This window comes from Paenibacillus sp. FSL R10-2788 (assembly GCF_038003885.1).
Taxonomy (GTDB): domain Bacteria; phylum Bacillota; class Bacilli; order Paenibacillales; family Paenibacillaceae; genus Paenibacillus_AQ; species Paenibacillus_AQ odorifer.
Genome location: NZ_JBBOQA010000001.1, coordinates 4,721,368 through 4,741,978, shown reverse-complemented (window position 1 = coordinate 4,741,978; position 20,611 = coordinate 4,721,368). Strand labels below are relative to the sequence as shown.

The 20,611-nt window shown below is 43.0% G+C and carries 17 protein-coding genes; 16 read left to right on the top strand and 1 reads right to left on the bottom strand.

Annotated elements, in window-relative coordinates; translation table 11 throughout:
• Positions 1 to 164: 164 nt before the first annotated feature.
• The 12 genes from spoIIAA to NSQ50_RS21065 all read left to right on the top strand — a co-directional run bounded on the left by spoIIAA (position 165) and on the right by NSQ50_RS21065 (position 14,337).
• Complete coding sequence (spoIIAA, locus tag NSQ50_RS21120) at positions 165 to 518, top strand: anti-sigma F factor antagonist (RefSeq protein ID WP_036676057.1); 354 nt, start codon at positions 165 to 167, stop codon at positions 516 to 518.
• Complete coding sequence (gene spoIIAB, locus NSQ50_RS21115; protein WP_036676058.1) at positions 515 to 970, top strand: anti-sigma F factor; 456 nt, start codon at positions 515 to 517, stop codon at positions 968 to 970. The genes spoIIAA and spoIIAB overlap by 4 nt, the downstream gene beginning before the upstream one ends.
• Positions 971 to 981: 11 nt before the next feature.
• Positions 982 to 1,737, top strand: a complete 756-nt coding sequence (gene sigF / locus NSQ50_RS21110) for an RNA polymerase sporulation sigma factor SigF (protein ID WP_036676059.1) — start codon at positions 982 to 984, stop codon at positions 1,735 to 1,737.
• 96 nt (positions 1,738 to 1,833) lie between these two features.
• Positions 1,834 to 4,764, top strand: a complete 2,931-nt coding sequence (locus NSQ50_RS21105) for a sensor histidine kinase (RefSeq protein ID WP_052097208.1) — start codon at positions 1,834 to 1,836, stop codon at positions 4,762 to 4,764.
• Between the two features lie 37 nt (positions 4,765 to 4,801).
• Complete coding sequence (locus tag NSQ50_RS21100; protein ID WP_036676060.1) at positions 4,802 to 5,464, top strand: response regulator transcription factor; 663 nt, start codon at positions 4,802 to 4,804, stop codon at positions 5,462 to 5,464.
• A gap of 208 nt (positions 5,465 to 5,672) precedes the next feature.
• On the top strand, positions 5,673 to 7,271 hold the full coding sequence (locus NSQ50_RS21095; RefSeq protein WP_038572471.1) for a methyl-accepting chemotaxis protein: 1,599 nt from the start codon (positions 5,673 to 5,675) through the stop codon (positions 7,269 to 7,271).
• Positions 7,272 to 7,312: 41 nt separating this feature from the next.
• Complete coding sequence (cheB, locus tag NSQ50_RS21090) at positions 7,313 to 8,416, top strand: chemotaxis-specific protein-glutamate methyltransferase CheB (RefSeq protein ID WP_038572469.1); 1,104 nt, start codon at positions 7,313 to 7,315, stop codon at positions 8,414 to 8,416.
• 165 nt (positions 8,417 to 8,581) lie between these two features.
• The gene (locus NSQ50_RS21085; protein ID WP_038572467.1) at positions 8,582 to 9,586 is read left to right on the top strand and encodes an AraC family transcriptional regulator; all 1,005 of its coding nucleotides are present in this window, start codon (positions 8,582 to 8,584) and stop codon (positions 9,584 to 9,586) included.
• A gap of 199 nt (positions 9,587 to 9,785) precedes the next feature.
• A complete protein-coding gene (locus NSQ50_RS21080; RefSeq protein WP_051490900.1) occupies positions 9,786 to 11,201 on the top strand; it encodes an MFS transporter in 1,416 nt (471 codons plus the stop codon).
• Positions 11,202 to 11,335: 134 nt separating this feature from the next.
• Complete coding sequence (locus tag NSQ50_RS21075; protein WP_036676070.1) at positions 11,336 to 12,103, top strand: ABC transporter ATP-binding protein; 768 nt, start codon at positions 11,336 to 11,338, stop codon at positions 12,101 to 12,103.
• Complete coding sequence (locus tag NSQ50_RS21070) at positions 12,093 to 14,069, top strand: FtsX-like permease family protein (RefSeq protein ID WP_036676073.1); 1,977 nt, start codon at positions 12,093 to 12,095, stop codon at positions 14,067 to 14,069. The genes NSQ50_RS21075 and NSQ50_RS21070 overlap by 11 nt, the downstream gene beginning before the upstream one ends.
• Before the next feature lie 46 nt (positions 14,070 to 14,115).
• Positions 14,116 to 14,337, top strand: coding sequence for a hypothetical protein (locus tag NSQ50_RS21065; protein ID WP_036676074.1), 222 nt, complete (start codon positions 14,116 to 14,118; stop codon positions 14,335 to 14,337).
• An 88-nt stretch (positions 14,338 to 14,425) separates the two neighbouring features.
• On the opposite strand, the gene NSQ50_RS21060 is transcribed toward NSQ50_RS21065, so the two are convergent.
• Positions 14,426 to 15,433 carry an ABC transporter substrate-binding protein gene (locus tag NSQ50_RS21060; RefSeq protein WP_036676075.1) on the bottom strand — a complete coding sequence of 336 codons (1,008 nt, stop codon included), beginning with the start codon at positions 15,431 to 15,433 and terminating at the stop codon, positions 14,426 to 14,428.
• 213 nt (positions 15,434 to 15,646) lie between these two features.
• Between NSQ50_RS21060 and NSQ50_RS21055 the strand changes: the two genes are divergently transcribed.
• The 4 genes from NSQ50_RS21055 (at position 15,647) to NSQ50_RS21040 (ending at position 20,583) form a co-directional block, all read left to right on the top strand.
• Positions 15,647 to 16,705, top strand: coding sequence for a FecCD family ABC transporter permease (locus tag NSQ50_RS21055; RefSeq protein WP_036676077.1), 1,059 nt, complete (start codon positions 15,647 to 15,649; stop codon positions 16,703 to 16,705).
• Between the two features lie 62 nt (positions 16,706 to 16,767).
• Positions 16,768 to 17,742 carry a FecCD family ABC transporter permease gene (locus NSQ50_RS21050; protein WP_370510596.1) on the top strand — a complete coding sequence of 325 codons (975 nt, stop codon included), beginning with the start codon at positions 16,768 to 16,770 and terminating at the stop codon, positions 17,740 to 17,742.
• Between the two features lie 42 nt (positions 17,743 to 17,784).
• Entirely contained in the window at positions 17,785 to 19,500 is a 1,716-nt protein-coding gene (locus tag NSQ50_RS21045) for an ABC transporter ATP-binding protein (protein WP_036676085.1), read from the top strand.
• A 42-nt stretch (positions 19,501 to 19,542) separates the two neighbouring features.
• Positions 19,543 to 20,583 carry an NAD(P)/FAD-dependent oxidoreductase gene (locus NSQ50_RS21040; protein ID WP_036676089.1) on the top strand — a complete coding sequence of 347 codons (1,041 nt, stop codon included), beginning with the start codon at positions 19,543 to 19,545 and terminating at the stop codon, positions 20,581 to 20,583.
• The last annotated feature ends 28 nt before the right edge of the window (positions 20,584 to 20,611 follow it).

Here is a 20,611-nt window from a genome sequence, read left to right as displayed (position 1 = left end):
TTGTAGATTGCGCCCATGTGCTTTGTAGATTCATAGGGGTTTTCTTCTAGTTTTGTCGTGAGGCAGGATTCCTGATTTGCCACGTAGAAACCTTGTCCTTGAAGAGAATGGGTACTGTCTCTTAAGGCCAAGTTTTCAAAGCAACGAAGAGGAGAGTGGCAAGCATGAATTCTAATGTGGAAATGGAGCATCACAGGGGTGTGCTGATTGTCCGTTTATCTGGGGAACTCGATCATCATGCCGCCGATTTTGTAAGAATGGATATGGATGAAGCGATTATGCGGGGTCAGGTATCGCATTTGATCCTTAGTCTTAAGCATCTGCAGTTTATGGACAGTTCGGGTCTCGGCGTAATTCTGGGAAGGTATAAACTGATCCATAGTAAAGGCGGCAAAATGGTGGTGTGTGATGCAACGGCACCTGTGAAGCGACTTCTGGAAATGTCAGGCCTGTTCAAGATCATGCCCCTATATGACGACGAGAGTACTGCACTCTCGGATTTGGAGGTTGCGTTATGACAAATGGTAAGGCTGGTAACTTCATGAACGTGCAGTTCGCTGCACTCTCGGAGAACGAATCATTCGCGCGTGTAGTTGTAGCGGCGTTCGTTTCTAGGCTTGATCCTACAATGGACGAGCTGAATGATCTGAAGACAGTCGTGTCGGAGGCGGTCACCAATTGTATTATTCATGGGTATGATAGTGATCCGGAAGGTATTGTGACTATTTCAGCTTCGCTGGACAACGAAACGGTACATTTAACCATTGAGGATCAGGGACGGGGCATTGAGGATTTGGAGCTGGCACAACAGCCGCTATATACCTCAAAGCCAGAGCTGGAGCGGTCGGGCATGGGCTTTACCATTATGGAGAATTTCATGGATGAATTTGAAGTCACTAGTGAACCGGGACACGGCACTTCGATCTCAATGAAGAAAACCATCGTTTCGAAAAAAGCTTTATACAATTAGGGGTTGGAGCCATGGATGCAGAGTCAAAAAAAGCTCCGCCGACCTATTTGGACGATGCGGAGGTCAAACGTCTTATCGCGCTCAGTCAGGCCGGAGATAATCTTGCCCGGGACACACTAGTTAGCTGCAATATCCGGTTGGTCTGGTCGGTAGTGCAGCGGTTTATGAACCGCGGGTATGAACCTGACGATTTGTTCCAGATCGGTTGCATCGGGCTCTTGAAGTCCGTTGATAAGTTCGACCTCAGCTATGAGGTCAAATTCTCCACTTATGCCGTGCCGATGATCATTGGCGAGATTCAGCGTTTCCTTCGCGACGATGGAACCTTGAAAGTTAGCCGTTCTCTTAAGGAGATGGCTAATAAGGTCCGCAAGATGAAGGATGAAATGTCTAAGACGCTGGACCGTCTGCCTACCATCGGTGAAGTTGCTGAGGCACTGGGAGTTACCCCTGAAGAAGTGGTATTTGCTCAGGAAGCTAACAAGCCACCGACCTCGATTCATGAGACTGTGTTCGAGAATGATGGCGACCCGATCACACTGATTGATCAAATCGCTGACGAATCACAGGAACGCTGGTTTGATAAGCTGGCACTGAATGAGGCTATCGGAGGTCTCAGCGAGCGTGAACGGCTGATTGTTTATCTTCGATATTACCGTGACCAAACGCAGTCAGAGGTTGCTAGTCGCCTTGGGATTTCTCAAGTGCAGGTATCCCGGCTGGAGAAGAAAATATTGCAGAATATCCGCGAGCAGATTGCTCAGTAGATAATGGCTAAAATGTAAAGACGCTTGTGAAATAGCGAATAGGAAGAAAAAGCCGCCCCGAAAAGGGGGGGCTTTTTATGTGGAGGGAATCTCAATATGCATTCACTTGGTGACAAGGATATGACCTCATGGTCTATTGACATGGAAGCGAATTTGCTGACAATGTCGAATGTTTTGGAGAATTGGGTGGACTGTTCAGATCATGCTTTACCGCATAACCCCAATTTTTTACGTGAATATGTGTACGGTGAGGATCTTGAACGGTTTGATGCGTATATAGATAAATTATACTCTGGTCACCTATGTAATCTTGAGTATCGTATGCAGTTACCTGCAAAAGCGCTGAAGTGGGTTCAAAGTATAGGCACGCCCGTTTTTAATCAAGAGCATAAGGTTTGTAGAATAGATGGCGTAATCATAGATATCACGGAACAAAAAAATGCTCAAGCCCAGTTAGAGAATAGCTTTTCTCTGTATCAGCAGATGTTTGCTACGATCGATGTGGCGATTTGGTCTTACGATTACGTATCACGGAAAATGTTATTCATATCGGATGCCATTTTCAATATCACGGGATATTCACCAGAACAGGCGAAGGAAGATGACTTTTGGCTAAGAATTGCTCCTAAAGAAGAGCGGCCTTTAATTCAAGAGATTATAACTACAGTGGGGCAAGGAATAAGCAATCTTAGTGAATATCGGATCATCCATGCCAGCGGTGAACTCCGATGGGTCCAAGTCAGGATCATTCCCAGTATGGATGAGACAGGGGCAGTGGTACGGCTCAATGGGATCTTAATCGACCATACGGAAAAAAAGCAGATGCAAGAGGTTCTATTAAAAAGCGAGCAGCGCTACAAATCCCTGTTTGACCATAACCCAGATATCGTGTGTGAATTGGATCTGCAGGGCAGCATTGTAGCTATCAATCCAGCGGCAGATCAAATTACTGGAGAAGCTTTTAATAGATTCGGAGAAAACTTATCCATTGTGAATTTATTTGGTGCAGAGAATTCGCATATGATGTCTGATTATTTTGAGAAAACGGTTGGCGGAGTTCTGCAGCATTACACGGTTACTTCTGTCCGCGAGAATGGATTAGTTAACCATTGGTCGATGAAAAACATCCCTGTACATGAAAACAATCAAATTGTGGGTACCTTTGTTATCGCAAGAGATATCACTGCATCTGTGGAGGTGGAAAAGCGGCTGGCTCAGCGGGAGGCGGAGTACAGGCTTATTACAGAGAATATGGAGGATATGATTGGGGTTCTGGATCAGCAAGGGAACTTCATTATTGCTTCGTCCTCTTGTGAGAAAATTATTGGTCTTCCTGTTGGTTCAATAAAGAACACAACCATTTTGGAGTATATTCATCCTGATGAACAAGAAGTGTTGCGGGAACAGATCTTGGATATTTTTCGGACAAAAGTATGTAAGATGTTTTACAATCGGTTTATTCACATCAAAGGTCACATTATAGATCTGGAATGCTTGGGTACACCTGTTCTTGGTGAGGATGGAGAAGTAGTTAGTATTGTGATTGTAGCGAGAGACATTACAAAAAGGGTCCAGATGGAGAGTGAACTTAGAGAAAGCGAGGAACTCAATCGGCTGCTTATTGATATGTCACCTGAAGCGGTAGTACTCCATAGTGAATATAAATTCCTTTATGTGAATTTTTCCTGTTTAGGATTGTTTGGAGTTTGCAGTGAGGATCAATTGATTGGCACCTCTATTTTTAATTGGGCCCACCCAGACTATATAACGCTGGCTAGAGATCGGATGCGTGAAATCTATTATGGACCCAATCGGATATTAGCTCCTATTGAACAAAAGGTCGTGCGGTCAGATGGATCTATTATCGATGTAGAAGTAACAGCTAGCTCAATTCTATATAAGGGTAAGGTTGCATGTATCTCTATCTTTAGGGATATCAGTGATCGGAAAAAAATTGAGGTGGAAAGACAGCTTACAGAGCAGATCATTCGGAACAGCGAGGAAAGGTATTTCAACTTACAGATGAGTCTTGATCAATTCTCGCAAGATTTGTTTGGTGCGATGAAGATCAGTCACATGGAACAACGATTACTAAAAGAAGTTAGAGAAGTCTTGCGGGTTACCAATATTTGTATGGTTGAAGTTGAAGATAACCATGATAAAATATGCGAGATTATTGAGACAGAGCGGGGCTATTCACTTAAGATCGGAGAGTTCCGAAGAAAAAGCTATATTCTATCCATTAATGAGAAGTCTATTTTATTAGAAATAAGTTCTGTTCGAGTGTGGCTGAAGACGATTACCCGTTATGTTAGTGTGTTATTTGATAATTTTTTGCTCATAGAAGATCTAACTAAGGACCTTGAGTTAGCGGCTTCCGAGCAAGCTCCGACATGGTTACTACGCTTTATGTTTAATTTATCCGAGAATGAACGCAAACGGCTTGCTCAAGATTTACATGATTCAGCACTTCAAGAACAGATCATCTGGTATCGTAAGCTTGATAATTTTTTAAGTGATAAATCCGTTACGGGGGAACTAAAGGAGCAGTTAGAACAGATCACAGAAGGTTTACTCGATGTTATCTATGAACTGCGGATTATCTGCAATGAGCTTAGGCCACCAGCATTAATCAATGAGGGGCTTGCTTCCTCACTTGAGACATTGTTTGAATTTGCTCAGTTGCGGAACGACTATCAGATATATTTTGAGTCAAACGCTTTCAGGCATAAGTTAAAAGACGAGATTCTAATAGGTCTGTACCGTATTGTGCAGGAACTTTTGGCTAATGCAGCTAAACATTCCTGTGCCACAGAAGTACGTATCTCCTTAGCTAGTGAAGGGCAACAGGTGCTTTTGGATTATGAAGATAACGGAATTGGAATGAGCCTTTTAGGAGAGGATTCTATTAAGAGTATGGGGATTTATGGGATGAAAGAAAGGGTTCGCAGTATGGATGGGACCATACGATTTCTTTCGCCAGAGAATAAGGGATTAGCTGTCTTTATATCCATACCTGCAGATTAATCATGGGGCATAATAAGGGGATAGGGGTGTATTAGGCATGATTCAAATTTTGTTAGTGGACGACCATCCCTCTGTCATGGAAGGGACTAAGATGATACTGGAACAAGAGGGAGATATGAAGGTTACCCTAGCCAATTCAGCCCATGAGGCGCTTAACATGGTGGGTAGCCATACGTTTGACGTGATGTTGTTTGATCTTCATATCGCTGATGGGAATGGGATTGATTTGGCGAAGGAAGTCTTAAAAATAAACGCAGACGCGATTATCTTAATCTATACCGGATACGAAATTACTAACAAATTTAACTTGATGATTGAATCGGGTCTGTTTGGGTTTATTTCAAAAACGACCAATAGAGAGCAGTTGGTTGCAGCAGTGCGTTGTGCTTTAAGGGGAGATGTCATTTTGCCTCATACCCTAGTTAAACAGTTAAGAAAAGTATCATCTAAAGGAATGGAGATTAATGTTGACCAAGCAAACCCGAAGATAAGCAAAAAAGAGCATGAAATGCTGACAGAGATTGCAAAAGGAAAAAGCAACAAGGAAATAGCAGAGATTGTACTTATGAGTCAACGATCGCTGGAATACAGTTTAACGAGTCTGTTCCAGAAGCTAAATGTGAAATCAAGAATTGAAGCGGCAATAAAAGCTAAACGACTGGGCATATTGAAGGAGTCCGATTTCAACAATTCACTATGAAAATTCGTAACAAACAAATAGATCAAAATCCCATTCACGGTTCTGTGAGGCGGGATTTTTTGGTCTGCGCTTTTTTTGCGGGATGACGCAATATTTTTGCGTGGTCGCGCTATTTTTTTTCGGTTACCTTAATCTGCTTACCGTATATGATGAAATAGTTCCTAAGAATTACTAAAAAATGACTAACGCCAATGAGGGGCTGAAGAAAATGAAGTGGTTTTATAATTTAAGAACAGCAGTGAAGTTAATCTCCGCATTTCTGTTAGTATCCGCAATATTGTGCTTTGTAGGATTCTATGGAATTACGAATTTGAGTAAGATGGACCGCTCTATCGTGGACATGTATGAAAACCGCTTAACACCTATAGCTTATCTGGGAGAAGCGAATGAACTATTTTTAACAAATAGAATCAATATCCGTGATATAAACACGATGGCTAAAACAGTGGCAGAAAAGAAAGAATACGAAGATAAAATACATAAAAACGTTCAAAGTATTGAAGAGATCATGGGTAAATATAGCAAGACTGCGTTGAGAGCTGAAGAATTAGCCATAATGAAGGATTATCCTGAGATCTGGAAACGGTATATCACAAGCCTGGATGAGGCTATTGAATTAAATAATACAAATATTAGTAATGAGAAATATACAAATTTTTTGCTTGTAAGTGATTTGCAAACAGCTACAACAGAGCTGACTGACTTTCTGCAAAATTTAATAGACATCAATATGAAGCAGGCTCAAGGTTCGATTGTTAATGCCAATGACCTTTATCAGTCCTCTCGTTTGATTACGTTTAGCGTTACTATTGTTGCGCTGCTCATCAGTATTGGTCTGGGTCTTCTAATATCGCAGATCATAGCACGGCCTCTAAATCAAGTAATGCGCCTGCTAGGTAAAGTGGCTAATGGTGATTTAAGCGAAACGTCGAATCTGGAATCTAAGGACGAGATTGGAATGCTAGCTTATTCTGTTAATGAAATGGTTCTGAACCTAAGACGAACTGTGAGCGGCATTTCTTCTTCTGCGGAAAGTGTCTCAGCTGCTGCACAGCAAATCTCAGCAAGTACAGAGGAAGTAGCTAGTGGAAGTATGAGTCAAGCTAGTGCAGCACAAACGATGAATGAGTTGTTCCGAGAATTATCTGCGGCGATTAATTCAGTAGCCCAGAGTGCTGAACAGGCCTCTGAGCTTTCAGATCAAACGATGCGTATAGCTCAAGATGGAGGGATCGTGGTTAAGAACTCCGTACAAGGAATGGCAGTACTGGATACTCAAATGTCTAGACTTGCGGAAGATTCCGATAAGATTGGTGAGATTATTGCGGTGATTGAAGATATTGCCCAACAGACAAATCTGCTAGCCCTGAACGCAGCGATAGAAGCGGCCCGCGCAGGTGAACAAGGTCGAGGTTTTGCCGTTGTTGCGAATGAAGTAAGAAAGTTAGCTGAGCGGAGCAGTGGGGCTACGAAACAAATCACGGGCATTATCAAAGAAATGCAGAAGAATACGCAGCATAGTGTAAATGCTGTAGTAGAAGGAGTAGCTTTTTCACAAAAAAATGGAGAAGCCTTTGAACATATCCTTACGATGGTGAACGATACCGCTCATAAAGTAACAGAAATTGCGGCTGCCAGTGAAGAACAGGCGGCACAATCATCTGAGGTGATGTTCTCAATTGAGAGCATATCCGCCGCAACTGAAGAAATGGCGGCAAGCAGCAGTGAAACGGCAACGACGGCCAATGCTTTGGCTCAGCTAGCAGAAGAGTTAAATAGTCTGGTATCAATTTTTAAAGTTAAATAAACAGTGTCAGGGGTATTATCATTGATAGGAGAGGAGAAGTAGTGCAAAAAATAAAGGTGCTCGTTGTAGCTGCTTCAGTAACCATGCGTAAACAGATCTCGAACCTAATTTCGGAGGACTCAACCCTCGAGGTCATTGGAGTAGCTCGAAATGCATCCGAAGCGATCAGCATGGTTCAAAAACTCAGGCCCGATGTCGTGGCTATAGATATAGAAATGCCGGAATTGAACGGTTTGGTAGCACTCACAAGCATAATGTCACAGCGGCCAACACCTATACTTATCCTGAGCTCAGCTACAAAGGAAGGTATAACTGCAACCATTACTGCTCTACAAAATGGTGCAGTAGATTTCATCTCCAAGCCAGCTCAATCTTATGGACCTGGTCTATACAGCATAAAAGATGAGTTATTATTCAAAATTAAGAAAGCCGCTGAAATTCCTTTAAGAACTCTTATTCTTAACAATATAAACATCTCCAAAGTGAAAGCTCGACAAGAGAAACAAAAAAACGATAAGAGTGGATGTACAGAAGTCATTGAGCAGATCGTGGGAATTGGATGTGGAGTAGGAGGGCCGAAGGCATTAGAAATCTTAATTACCTCACTTCCAGCGAGCTTCCCGTATCCCCTGCTAATTGTGCAACATATGCCGCCTAAGTACACAAAAGCATTGGCGGAACGACTGAATCGGTTCTCAAGTGTACGGGTGGTGGAAGCCAAGGACAAGCAATCGGTGCTCGGGGGAACCGTCTATATCGCTCCAGGTAATTTTCATATGACCATCATTCAGGAGGGGCAAGATCTCAGAATAAAACTTATGAAAAAGCCTGCAGTGAATGGGCACTGTCCTTCGGTCGATGTCTTGTTTGGGTCTATATCTGCATTAACTGGTCTACAGCAGCATTTAATCCTAATGACCGGAATGGGAAATGATGGCGCTAAAGGGATGCTAGCTGCCAAACATGCTGGTGCCCAATCAACGCTTGTAGAATCGCAAGAAACTTCTATTGAAAGTGAAATGCCTGAAGCAGCGGCGAAGCTGGGTTGTGTGGATTACGAGCTGCCCTCGCATTTGTTAGCCTCGAAGATTATGGAGGTTACGGGGGAGCTGAGATACCGAAGGGACACATTTCCATCAGTTTGAACGGTCTTATTTTACTTCTGAAAAAGCGTTGGCAGGATAAAATCCGCCAATGCTTTTTTGTATTTCAGGTTGACACTTTCAAGTGATAACAATTATCATTTACGGAGCTAGAGTAGAGATTATGTAACTCATCGTATACAAGGAGCGAAGAAGGAGAGGTTTGCGATGACTTTAAATATATTGAATATGGAAATTCATGATCTTTTTGATCAATTTACAGAACGGATAGAGGGGCATGTTGAGCATAACCAATGGGAACAACGGCTTACTATTCCTTCACATATTGGTAAGGGAACTGTCACCCGTACACGGATTCGTCCAGGTATGGAGATTATGTATACGGACATAACTTACGAACAAGATATGAAGCTCTACATTCAAGAAGCTTGTCCGTTGTTTGAACTAAGCTATAATCTAAGCGGAGAAATCTATTGCGAATGGAACGGCAAGGAAAGTTACACGGATAAACAAATGGGCAACGTCCTTTTTCTAGAGGATGTTCAGGTGTATGAAGAGAAAAAAGCAGGTGTCCCCAATCAATTGCTGGAAATACGGTTAGCTCCTAGTGAACTGCTGAATTACGCCGGAGATTTATCGGAGACACAGCAAATGGAAACCTGGCTTAGACATCATCGTGGCAATATTGATCGTTATCCAGATACTGCGGCAATCCGAAAATGTGTCTCCGAAATAATCCACTGTACCTATCATGGAACATTGAGACGTTTATATATGGAGAGCAAAGCCCTTGAATTTATTGCTTTGTTTGGTGAGTCTGATGGTTACGGTTCTATTAGCGATAGTATGACGCTGCGGCACGATGATATTACCAATCTGAAGCGGGTACATGAATTGGTGCAAATCCATTTCGAACAACCGTTATCTATACGTGAGTTGGCTAAGCGGGTAGGTATCAACGAATTCAAGCTGAAAAAAGGCTTCCGCGAATTATTTGGCATGACGATCTTCGAGCTAGTACGTATAAAAAGGATGGAGAAAGCGCTCTGGTATATGGAGGTTGAAGGTTTGAATATAGGGAAAACAGCTGTTTCGGTCGGATATAGCAATGTCAGCAATTTCACGACGACCTTTCGTAAGCATTATGGCTGCAATCCAAGCGAATACTTAAAACGTATCGAACAACAGAGTTTGGAACGAAACAGGCTGTAGGAAGATTTGTAAATGCAGAAAGCTTAAAGCTTCAAGTGTTAGAACATAGGGTTCGGAATCGAACGTTATATTCTGTCTGCTTGAGGTTTTTTTGTGTTTGCTCCCTTATCAAGGAGTGCACCTCCCTTAACAGGTAGAGAAAAAGACCACTCTAAATGATAATAATTACATAGATTGCAGATAAAAAGGTGGTTATACAATGGAACAACAACAAGTAGATTCGCGCCGGTGGTATGCGCTGGGGGTTATTTTACTGCCAACATTACTTATTTCATTAAATACTTATATGATTCAAGTTGCGCTTCCATCTATGCAATATAGCTTGAACGCAAGCTTTTCGGAAGCACAGCTTATCGTTACCGGATTTTCGCTAGGATTAGCTGTGGCGTTGATTATTAGTGGAAAGCTTGGAGATATATACGGCAGGAAACGGATGTTGCTGATCGGGGTAAGCGGGTTTACGGTCATGGCAGTATTGGGCGGAGTGACCTCAGATCCGGCTCTTCTGATTGTTATTCGGATTGTGCAGGGATTGGCTGCGGCGCTTATTCAACCTCAGGTTCTATCTACGCTGCAGGTCAGCTTTCTGCCAAAGGAAAAAGGGCTTGTTTTCGGCATTTACGGCGCCATGATTGGTTTTGGATTTGCATTCGGATTCATCCTCGGAGGCACTATTGTGAATTGGAATCCGTTCGATCTCGGTTGGCGGACGGTGTTTTTTTTCAATGTGCCATTTGGACTTCTCGTCCTGCTGTTAATGCCGATTGTACCTGAAACACGGGCTGAGCAGGCGCACAGTATTGATTGGACTGGAAGCTTCCTTCTGCTGATCGGTTTGTTCCTGCTGATCTATCCGTTGTCAGAGGGACAAAAACAAGGGTGGCCGTTGTGGATTTTTGGCTGTCTAATGTTAGCTCTTTTCGTGTTGTTTACTTTTATCTGGGTTGAAAATCGAAAGGGAAAGCAGGGGGCGTTACCGTTAGTCGATCTGTCTATTTTCAGAGATCGAACATTTAGCGCAGGTCTGGCAACCGTTCTTGTCCTTTATCTAAGTATGTTCTCTTTCTTTTTTATTTTGAGCTATTATATGCAATTTGGTTTGCACTATAGTGTTCAAGATACGAGTATGGTTTTCTTGCCTATAGGGATAGGCTTTTTTCTGACTTCCTTAATCTCGTCTCGAATGGTCAAAAGATGGGGGATGAGTGTACTTAAGATAGGAGCGCTGATGATGGGTAGCTGTAGCCTGCTGCTTATGTTAGAGCTAAATGTGGACGTTACGAATCTGCTGGACCCCCGTAATATCCTAATATTATTGATATATGGTTTCGGTCTCGGAATGGCTACTACGCCCCTAGTTAACGTCACGCTTAGTTCAGTACCCCCAAAGATCACGGGCACGGGTTCAGGCTTGATCACTACCTTTATGTATTTTGCGAATTCGTTAGGAGTGGCGTTAATCGGTATTTTATTCTCCGCTTCGCTAAAGCATTCTCTTTTGGAAGCAGATCTAGCGGATTATGTAAGGGCGTTTTCCTTCTCATTAGCAGCAATCGGAGGACTTGCTTTTACTGGTTTTCTTTGCCTTTGTTTTTTGCGGGAGCGGAAATTATAGAGGAGGTATCCTGCTTTTTTTGCGCTGTGAGCAATCTAACAAAAGAACGCCCTTCTTAGCTTTATAGTAATACCGAGTGATTGAATTCCATTTAATGTAACTCAATCCAAACCTATCAATGAGAAGGTGCCAGGATGTCCATACTGCAAGTAGAGAATCTCTCAAAAGAATACAAAGGAAAAGGCAAAACGAATCGGTATCGAGCGCTGAACGGGATTAGTCTTACTGTGGACAGTGGCGAGTTTGTGGCGATTATGGGACCCTCGGGGAGCGGAAAAACGACATTTTTAAATATACTAAGCGGAATCGATACGGAGTATAGTGGGGTTGTAAGAATTGCAGAGACTAGTATAAGTGAGATGTCCAAGAACGAGCTTGCGCTTTTTCGCCGGCAGCGTATGGGATTCGTTTTTCAGGATTACAATCTGCTGGATAGTCTGACCCTACGGGAAAATATCATGGTGCCCATGGTGCTGGATGATCAAGAGGTAGAAGATATCAATGCCAAGACAGATGAGACGTTATCGCTATTTGATCTGGATGAGGTGAAGGACAAATATCCTTATATGGTTTCAGGGGGGCAACAGCAGCGTGCGGCGATCAGCAGGGCGATTATTAATCATCCAGATGTGATTTTTGCGGACGAGCCGACGGGGAATTTGGATTCCAAATCCTCGAGTACGGTGATGGCGACCTTCGCCAAGCTCAACACTCTAAAAGGAGCAACGATAGTGATGGTCACGCATGATCCTTTTGCGGCCAGCTATTGTAATCGCGTGCTTTTTATCAAAGATGGGAAGGCTCTACTAGAGATTGCTAGAGAGAATAAAGAGCGCAGAGCATTTTTTGATCTGATTCTGGAGAACCTGGCCTTTATTGGAGGGGGAGAAGATGACCTTTAGGAGAATGGCATTTCAGATATTTAAGGCGAATCTTAGAAGATATTTGTTGTTTTTCTTATGCAGCAGCTTTACAGTCATGATCTTTTTTACATTTTATTCGCTGTACAGTAATCCTGATTTTAATGACCCTTATCAAGTGAATGGGATGGTGTCGGGTAATTTATATGCTCCTTTTTTGGTGATAAGAGTGTTTGCTGTTCTGTTTATTGTATATGCGCAAATGGCCTTTTTGAAATTTAGAAAAAGCGACTTCGGGCTATTAATGGTACTTGGAATGACAAGCCACAATATCCGCAAAATCATTTTGTTCGAGAATAGTATGATCGCTTTAGCCTCGATTCTCACTGGTTTAGGTGCAGGGACGGTTTTCTCCGGTATTTTTTTCTTCATTGTTTCGTTGTTTGTAAATATTGGGGACAGTGCTTTTATACTGACGCCGGATAGTTATCTGTATACCATTAAATTCTTCGCGGTGATTTACATAGTTGTGATTGCAATCAATTTCCTATTCACTTTGAGATACAGCATTTTACGTCTTTTAAAAGAATCCAGAACCGCAGAACGCAACCTGATTCATGGGAAAATCACCGGAGTCATCGGAGTTTTACTGTTGGGAATCTCCGTTTATAATATGCTCACTCATTACAACCCTTCCGATGCTCGCATGATGTTAATAAATCTGGGAATTAGTATGTTGGGCGTTTATTTGCTGCTGTCAGGACTTGGGGACTGGATGAAACTTTTTATATCGCGATCAAGCAGAGCATATCACAAGCACCTGCTGTTTAGTTCCAATTTGATCTATACCCTTGGTCGCTCCAAAGTAGTGCTTTCTCTCATCACCTTTCTCGTCTTCATCACGATTTCTCTAAGCGGGATTATTTTTTATTTGACCTGGAATGCTGAGGAAATTCCGGTTGCAAACAATCCATATGATATTGCCTATTCAGAAGTATTCGGAAAAAATAGCATCTCACCAAAAATACTAAGTGAGATCACGGATCATGGCGCTACGCCGCTGCTTTCACACCAAAAGCTGGAGTATATCGACTTGTTTAATTTTAAAATATTTCTGGACCAGAATATAAACGCATTAATCGGCTCTGATTATCATGTGGAGAAAGATCACTTTCTAAATCTGGCCACAGTTGCACAAGGAGAAGAGTGGAAGAATCAAAGACCGGAAATGCCGACCTTTGACCTGACGCTTGCTTCCGGGAAGTATACGCTGTATTCACAAGGTATCCTATTTCACATGGTATTTAACCCTGTGCCGAATTTAATGAATGGTCTTCATATCATTGTAAACGAAGAGGATTATATGGCGCTGAAAGCGGAAAATAGAAAAGGGATCGGTATCCTTCAGCTCCTGAATTTTAAGGATTGGAAAAAAACTGCGGATATAGATGCTAAGTTAAATGCCGCTTTAGCCAAATATAACAAAGACAATACAGAGTCCTGGTATGGCAATGAGCGGCAAGAGGCCCTCGTATTTTCTACGAAGTCTAGAATAAGTGACTATCTACAGTTACAGGAGTCTGGCCGATTTGGAATCTTCGTAATTTCATTTGTTGGTTTAATATTTTTCGGCGCCTCCGGGATAGTGCTGCATTTCAGTATTCAGACCGATTTAGAGCGTGAGCGGATCAAATTCAGGAAGCTGAACAAGATTGGAATTACTACTAAGGACGTGGCTCGTATTATAGGCGGCCCTTTAAAAGTGCTGTTTTTTCTCCCTTATGCATTAGGTATTGCATTGTCTTCTTTTTATGTTGTCAGTTCTTCCAGGGTTGAAATGTCTACAGCTCTGGAGCCGATGTGGTTTTGTTTGTTGGTGGGCGGAGCATATCTTTTATTTCAAGTCCTTTTTTATCGTATATACACCAAAATATACACTCACAATATGCTGGCACATATTAAGCTACTCGATATTCCCTTAATAGAACAAAATGAGATTTCAATTTAATCCCAAATATGATAATATTGGTGCACAAAACGTGGGGGGATTCCATTTGAAAAAGATTTTTTCCAGAATTGCAGTCGCATTAATGATCTTGACCCTTGTTGCGATAGTCACTTGCTTTTATATTGGTGAATTCACCTATGCGTATGGATTAATTTTGGTGCTGTTTTTCGTATTTGCGGGGATGGGACAGCTCTATAAGCTTAAAAATGATGAGTATATGTACAATAAATTAAATAACACCGATGAGTATAATGAATATACTAGATGATATAAATTTAACAGAAGCTTATTATGTATAGCCAAACACCCCACTTTAGACAGTGCCTAAAGTAGGGTGTTTTTGTATGTGCCTATGTTTATTTCTTACCGTTGCGTTCAAGAATCATATCTACGAACAGATCAATCTGTGCGGTAATCGCAATCGGATCATAGCGGTAGTAGGTATCAAAATCATTGTAGAATAGATGATCGTTCTTCGCAGCATCAAGTCCGTTCCAAACTGGAGATTCCTTCAGTTCTTTCAGCTTATCTCCTTTTTTGTCAGGATCATAAGTGGTGAGGAACATGTAGTCAGCTGCATATTCTGGCAATAGCTCCATGGACAGCTGCAACGTTTGGTTGTCGTTGCTGTTTTTAGTAGGCATTTTTAGCTTCAGTGCGTTATAAAGGGCTTGTCCACCCCGGCCAGCATTATTTCCGAAGGTCCATAGCTCACCTTTATCAGTCAGCTCATAGATTCCAAAAGTATCATTTTCATTTACGACACCTTTAAGCTTCTCGCGGCCTTCAGCAGCCTTTTTCTCAAAGTCAGCAATAAATTGTTCAGCTTTGTCAGGCACACCTACAATGTCACCGAACAGTTTAACAGTTTCATAGATATTTGTAGCAGTTCCGTATGGAATATGAATGGTTGGAGCAATTTTGGATAAAGCATCGTAGTTATCATCATACATAACGACGATTAGATCAGGTGTAAGTTCCAGAGCTTTCTCGGCGTTAACTGGAGCACCGACATCTTGTGTGTTTGTGAGCAGGTCTTTCAAGAAGGGATTATCAAAGGTACTAGGTTCGACACCTACAACATTTGCTCCTACGGAGAGCAACTCCCCACCATAATAATCTGTAATAATCCGCTGTGGTTTTACAGGTATTTGCACAGTACCTTTAGTGGTTTCATAGCTACGCATTTCAGCAGCTGAAGCCTCAGGAGCAGTCGTTGGCTCAGTGCTCGGTGCTGTAGTTGCTTCTGTTGTTTCTGTTGGTTTATTAGATGAAGCATTGTTTGTTCCCCCGCAAGCTGTCACAAATACAGACAATAACATTATGAGTGCCAGGATGGGGAAGAGGGTCTTTCTTTTTAGCATGATAAACCTCCCTATATATGTGTACCAACAAATAATAATGAGAATCATTATCATTATTATTTTCAATTTGAACTTTATCAAATCCTAGAATTCCTGTCAATGCAATAAAATAAATGCCTCCTATTAAATCTATCTATTGCCAAACCTAGGAAGGCTCATTTACAATAGCATAGTGATAATGAGAATCAATTTCATAGAAATAGGGTGGCATTCATGAATCAACAGATATCTTCCAAGATTAGACCTAATAAAGGGTCAGCCATACAAGAGTTCCGTTCACGTCCTTGGGCTGCCACGTTAATCTTGGTTGGCGGTCTGGTACTATTAGCACTAGGTATCGCTGTTTCAGTCTCCTTTGGAGCGGCTGATATTAAACTTTCTGTGGTATGGGCAGCTGTGTTTCACTTTGATCCGGAGATCATGGATCATCAGATTATTAGAGAATTACGATTACCCCGTGTACTTGGCGGGGCCATGATAGGGGCCAGCTTTGCAGTTGCGGGTGCCATTATGCAGGGAATGACCCGAAATCCACTCGCAGATTCAGGTTTGATGGGCATCAACTCAGGCGCAGGATTTGCGCTGGCGCTTTGTTTTGCATTTTTCCCGAATCTATCGTTTATGTATTTAATCCTATATTCCTTCATTGGTGCCGGAGTAGGGGCTGGGGTTGTGTATGGGGTCGGATCATTGGCCAAGGGAGGGCTGACTCCTGCTCGTCTGGTGCTGGCAGGTGCTGCTTTTAGTGCACTGCTGTCAGCGCTGAGTGAAGGGGTAGCTTTATATTTTCACATTGGGCAAGATTTGGCTTTCTGGTATGCGGGAGGCGTGGCTGGGACGAAATGGATTCAGCTTAAAGTCATGTTCCCTTGGATAGGAGCAGCGTTAATTGGGGCTATGGTAATATCCCGATCGATTACAATGCTCAGCCTAGGTGACGATGTTGCTAAAGGGCTAGGCCAGCGCACAGGGCTTGTTAAGCTGGCAGGGACTTTAATCGTATTGATTCTGGCTGGATCATCAGTTGCAGTAGTAGGAGCCGTTGGGTTCATTGGACTAATTATTCCCCATTTGACCCGTTTTTTTGTAGGTGTGGATTACAGATGGATCATTCCATGTTCAGCTATTCTTGGCAGTCTGCTTGCAGTATTTGCAGATTTAACAGCACGGATGATTAATCCCCCTAATGAAACGCCGCTTGGAGCAATTATTGCACTGATCGGTGTACCTTTCTTCCTTTATCTTGCACGTAAAGAAAGGAGGGAACTGTAATGATAGAGAAAACTTCATTCGATTCCTTCCAAGCCGCCAAAAATAAACGTGGCTTAGTTATAATGATTATTTTAGCTGTACTGATTGTTATTGCTTTTATTATTAGTATGAATACAGGATACATACGTTTGACACCTATGGAGCTGCTTAATACGTTATTCGGTAAAGGGACGGATAAGCAAGAGTTAATCTTGTTTCAATTTCGGCTACCGCGTATTGTGATCTCCGTTCTGATAGGCGCAGGTTTGGCTGTATCCGGAGCTGTGATGCAGGGCGTCTTTCGTAATGCTTTGGCCGACCCCGGCATCTTAGGGATTAACGCTGGTGCAGGAATTATGGTTATGCTGTTAATATCTTTTTATCCGACGGCAACCGCGGCTCCGGTGTATCTGCTGCCTATGGTGGCGTTTGTTGGTGCGGGAATTACTGCTGCCTTGATCTATGTCTTAGCTTATAAACGGCATGAAGGAATAAAACCCATGCGACTGTTGCTGACCGGTGTAGCGGTTGCAGCTGGAATGAGTGCAGCGATGATCGTGCTGACTCTTCGGCTGGATCCGGAGAAGTATCAGTTTGTGGCTACTTGGCTTGCAGGAAGTATTTGGGGCACAAGCTGGAAGTTTGTACTTTCTTTACTACCGTGGATCGTAATTCTCGTGCCGTATGTCATCTATAAAGCAAGGGTAATGAACGTCCTTAATTTGGGTGAACAGACAGCTGTAGGACTTGGGGCTGCTGTAACGAAAGAACAATTCCGGCTTCTTGCGGCTGCGGTTGGTCTAGCTGCGGCAAGTGTTGCTGTGAGTGGTGGGATTGGCTTTGTCGGCCTTGTCGGCCCCCATTTGGCGAGACGACTAGTTGGACCCAAACATCAGCTCATGCTGCCAACCTCAGCGCTGCTCGGCTCACTGCTAGTTATTATAGCGGATACCATTGGGCGCTGGATCTTACAGCCATCTGAGATCCCCACTGGAATTGTTGTTGCTGTAATTGGAGCGCCATACTTTTTGTATTTGCTAGCCCGTACTAAATCTTGATGAAAGAGGATGGTCAATCACCGGAAGGAGCGAATTTTTACAATGTTGCGTCGTTTTTTTTCTTACTATAGACCCTATAAGGGATTGTTTATTCTTGATTTCTCCTGTGCTATTGCTGCTGCACTGCTGGAACTAGTCTTCCCGCTGGCGGTTAACCGGGTAGTGGATGATATGCTGCCAAGTGGGAATTGGAAATGGATTCTCTATTCTTGCCTCGGTTTGCTGGGGATATATATCGTCAGCGCCTTTATGCATTTTGTCGTTACTTATTGGGGGCATAAGCTGGGGATCAATATCGAGTCGGATATGAGAAAAAAGCTATTTGATCGTGTGCAGAAGCTCTCTTTCAACTTCTTCGATAATAACAAAACAGGCCATTTGGTCTCGCGGATGACAAATGATCTGATGGACATCGGTGAGATTGCCCACCATGGTCCTGAAGATTTATTCATAGCAGTGATGACGCTGCTTGGTGTATTCGGTATCATGCTTAGCATCAATTGGCAATTAGCTATTCTAACCTTTGTAATTGTCCCGCTGATGATTTATTTATCCATGTACTTCAGTCGCAAAATGTCCAAAGCGTTCCACATCATGTTCGCGGACATTGCTGACTATAACGCACGCGTAGAAAACAATGTAAGTGGGATCCGTGTTGTGCAAGCTTTTGCTAATGAGAATCATGAAATTTCCCGTTTTGCAGTTAATAACGAACGCTTCCGTATTACGAAGCTTATGACCTATCGAATTATGGCTTGGAATTCATCCTTTAGCTTTGTGCTTATGAAACTGGTCTCATTATTCGTACTCGTGTGCGGAACCTATTTTGTAATCCAGAAGCAAATGACTTACGGTGAATTTATTGCTTTTGTGATGTTGTCTAATGTCTTCTTAGGACCTTTGCAACAGATTAACTCGGTCATTGAGACCTATCCTAAAGGGATCGCTGGTTTCAAACGTTATCTTGAACTGCTGGAGACGGAGCCAGATGTTGATGACGCAAAAGACGCTAAGCCAGTGTCTCATCTGTCAGGGAATATAACCTTCCAGGATGTAGCTTTTGCTTATAGTGATAAAGAAAAGGTGCTAACCAATGTGAACTTATCGATTTCGGCAGGAGAGACGGTTGCACTTGTGGGTCCATCCGGTGCTGGTAAGACAACACTTTGCAGCTTGCTGCCACGCTTTTACGATGTAAGCGAAGGCAACATCTCTATTGATGGAATAGATATTCGCTCCATGACGTTAGAATCACTTCGTTCCCATATCGGGATTGTACAACAAGATGTATTTCTGTTTGACGGAACCATCCGTGAGAACATTGCTTACGGCAGATTGGGAGCTTCCGATGAAGAAATCTGGGAGGCTGCGGGACGCGCTCAGCTGGAAGAACTGATCAAATCTCAGCCTGCTGGGCTGGATACAATGATCGGTGAGAGAGGCGTCAAGCTTTCTGGCGGCCAGAAGCAGAGGTTGTCCATCGCCCGGATGTTCTTGAAGAATCCGACGATTCTCATTTTGGACGAAGCAACCTCTGCATTGGATACTGAAACGGAGTCCGCTATACAAGAGGCTCTCGCCGAGTTGTCTGAAGGACGCACAACACTTGTTATTGCTCATCGCCTTGCAACGATCAGAAATGCGGACCGTATTGTTGTCGTTGCGGAAGGCGGCATCGCAGAACAAGGTAAGCATGAGGAACTGCTGCAGACTGCCGGAATTTACAGCCGATTGCATGAAGCGCAGTTTGGAGCTTAAGTAGCTGAAGGGATCACTAGAATATAATTTTGGAGGGACACGATGAATAAACAACTGGAATTATACGATGTAACCATTATTGGTGGCGGACCTGCTGGGATGTATACAGCTTTTTATAGTGGAATGAGAGACTTGAAGACAAAGTTAATTGAAGCGAAGGATGAGCTCGGAGGAAGAATGCTTATTTATCCCGAAAAAATGATCTGGGATGTAGGAGGCGTAACCCCAACTCTTTGCCATCAACTGATCGGTCAGCTCAAGGAGCAAGCTCAAACCTTCGATCCGACTATTGTGCTGGGTCAGCAAATTATGAATCAAGAGAGACAAGAAGATGGGACGTACATCTTGACCTCTTCTACTGGGGAACAACATTGGACCCGCACAGTCATTTTGGCAATTGGTTACGGAATTCTACAGATGGCAAAGCTTGAAATTGAAGGTGCAGATCGTTATGAGGTGACGAATCTTCATTATACCGTTCAAGAGCTGGAGCCGTTCCGCGGTAAAAGAGTGCTAATCTCCGGTGGAGGCAACTCCGCAGTAGATTGGGCGAATGAATTGGAGCCCATCGCTGCAAGTGTGACGATTGCGCATCGCCGCGAACAGTTTGGCGGACATGAGAAAAACATTGTGCGGATGAAGGAATCCTCAGTCAATGTCCGTGCGCCATATGCAGTAAGCCAATTACACAGCAGTAATGGTGAAACGATAGATCAGGTTACGATCAGCCATATAGAGACAGGTGAAACAGAGCAGTTTGAAGTGGATGCTGTCATTGTGAATCATGGTCTGAAGAGCGATTTTGGTCCGTTAAAAGAATGGGGCCTTGATATGGGCGAGTGGTGTGCGAATGTAACTGATAAGCTGGAGACCAATCTTCCGGGTATATTCGCAGCAGGTGACTTTGTGGATTATGCGAGCAAGGTTCGTTTGATCGCAGGCGCTTTCACTGATGCGGCTCTGGCGCTTAATAGCGCAAAGCTGTACATTGACCCGACCGCGGCCAAAGTCGCTTACGTATCTTCTCACAATGAACGGTTCAAAGAGAAGAATAAAGCGCTTGGAGTCGTTGACGACCACTAAGGATAGAGGCTTCTCAAACCATAAAATC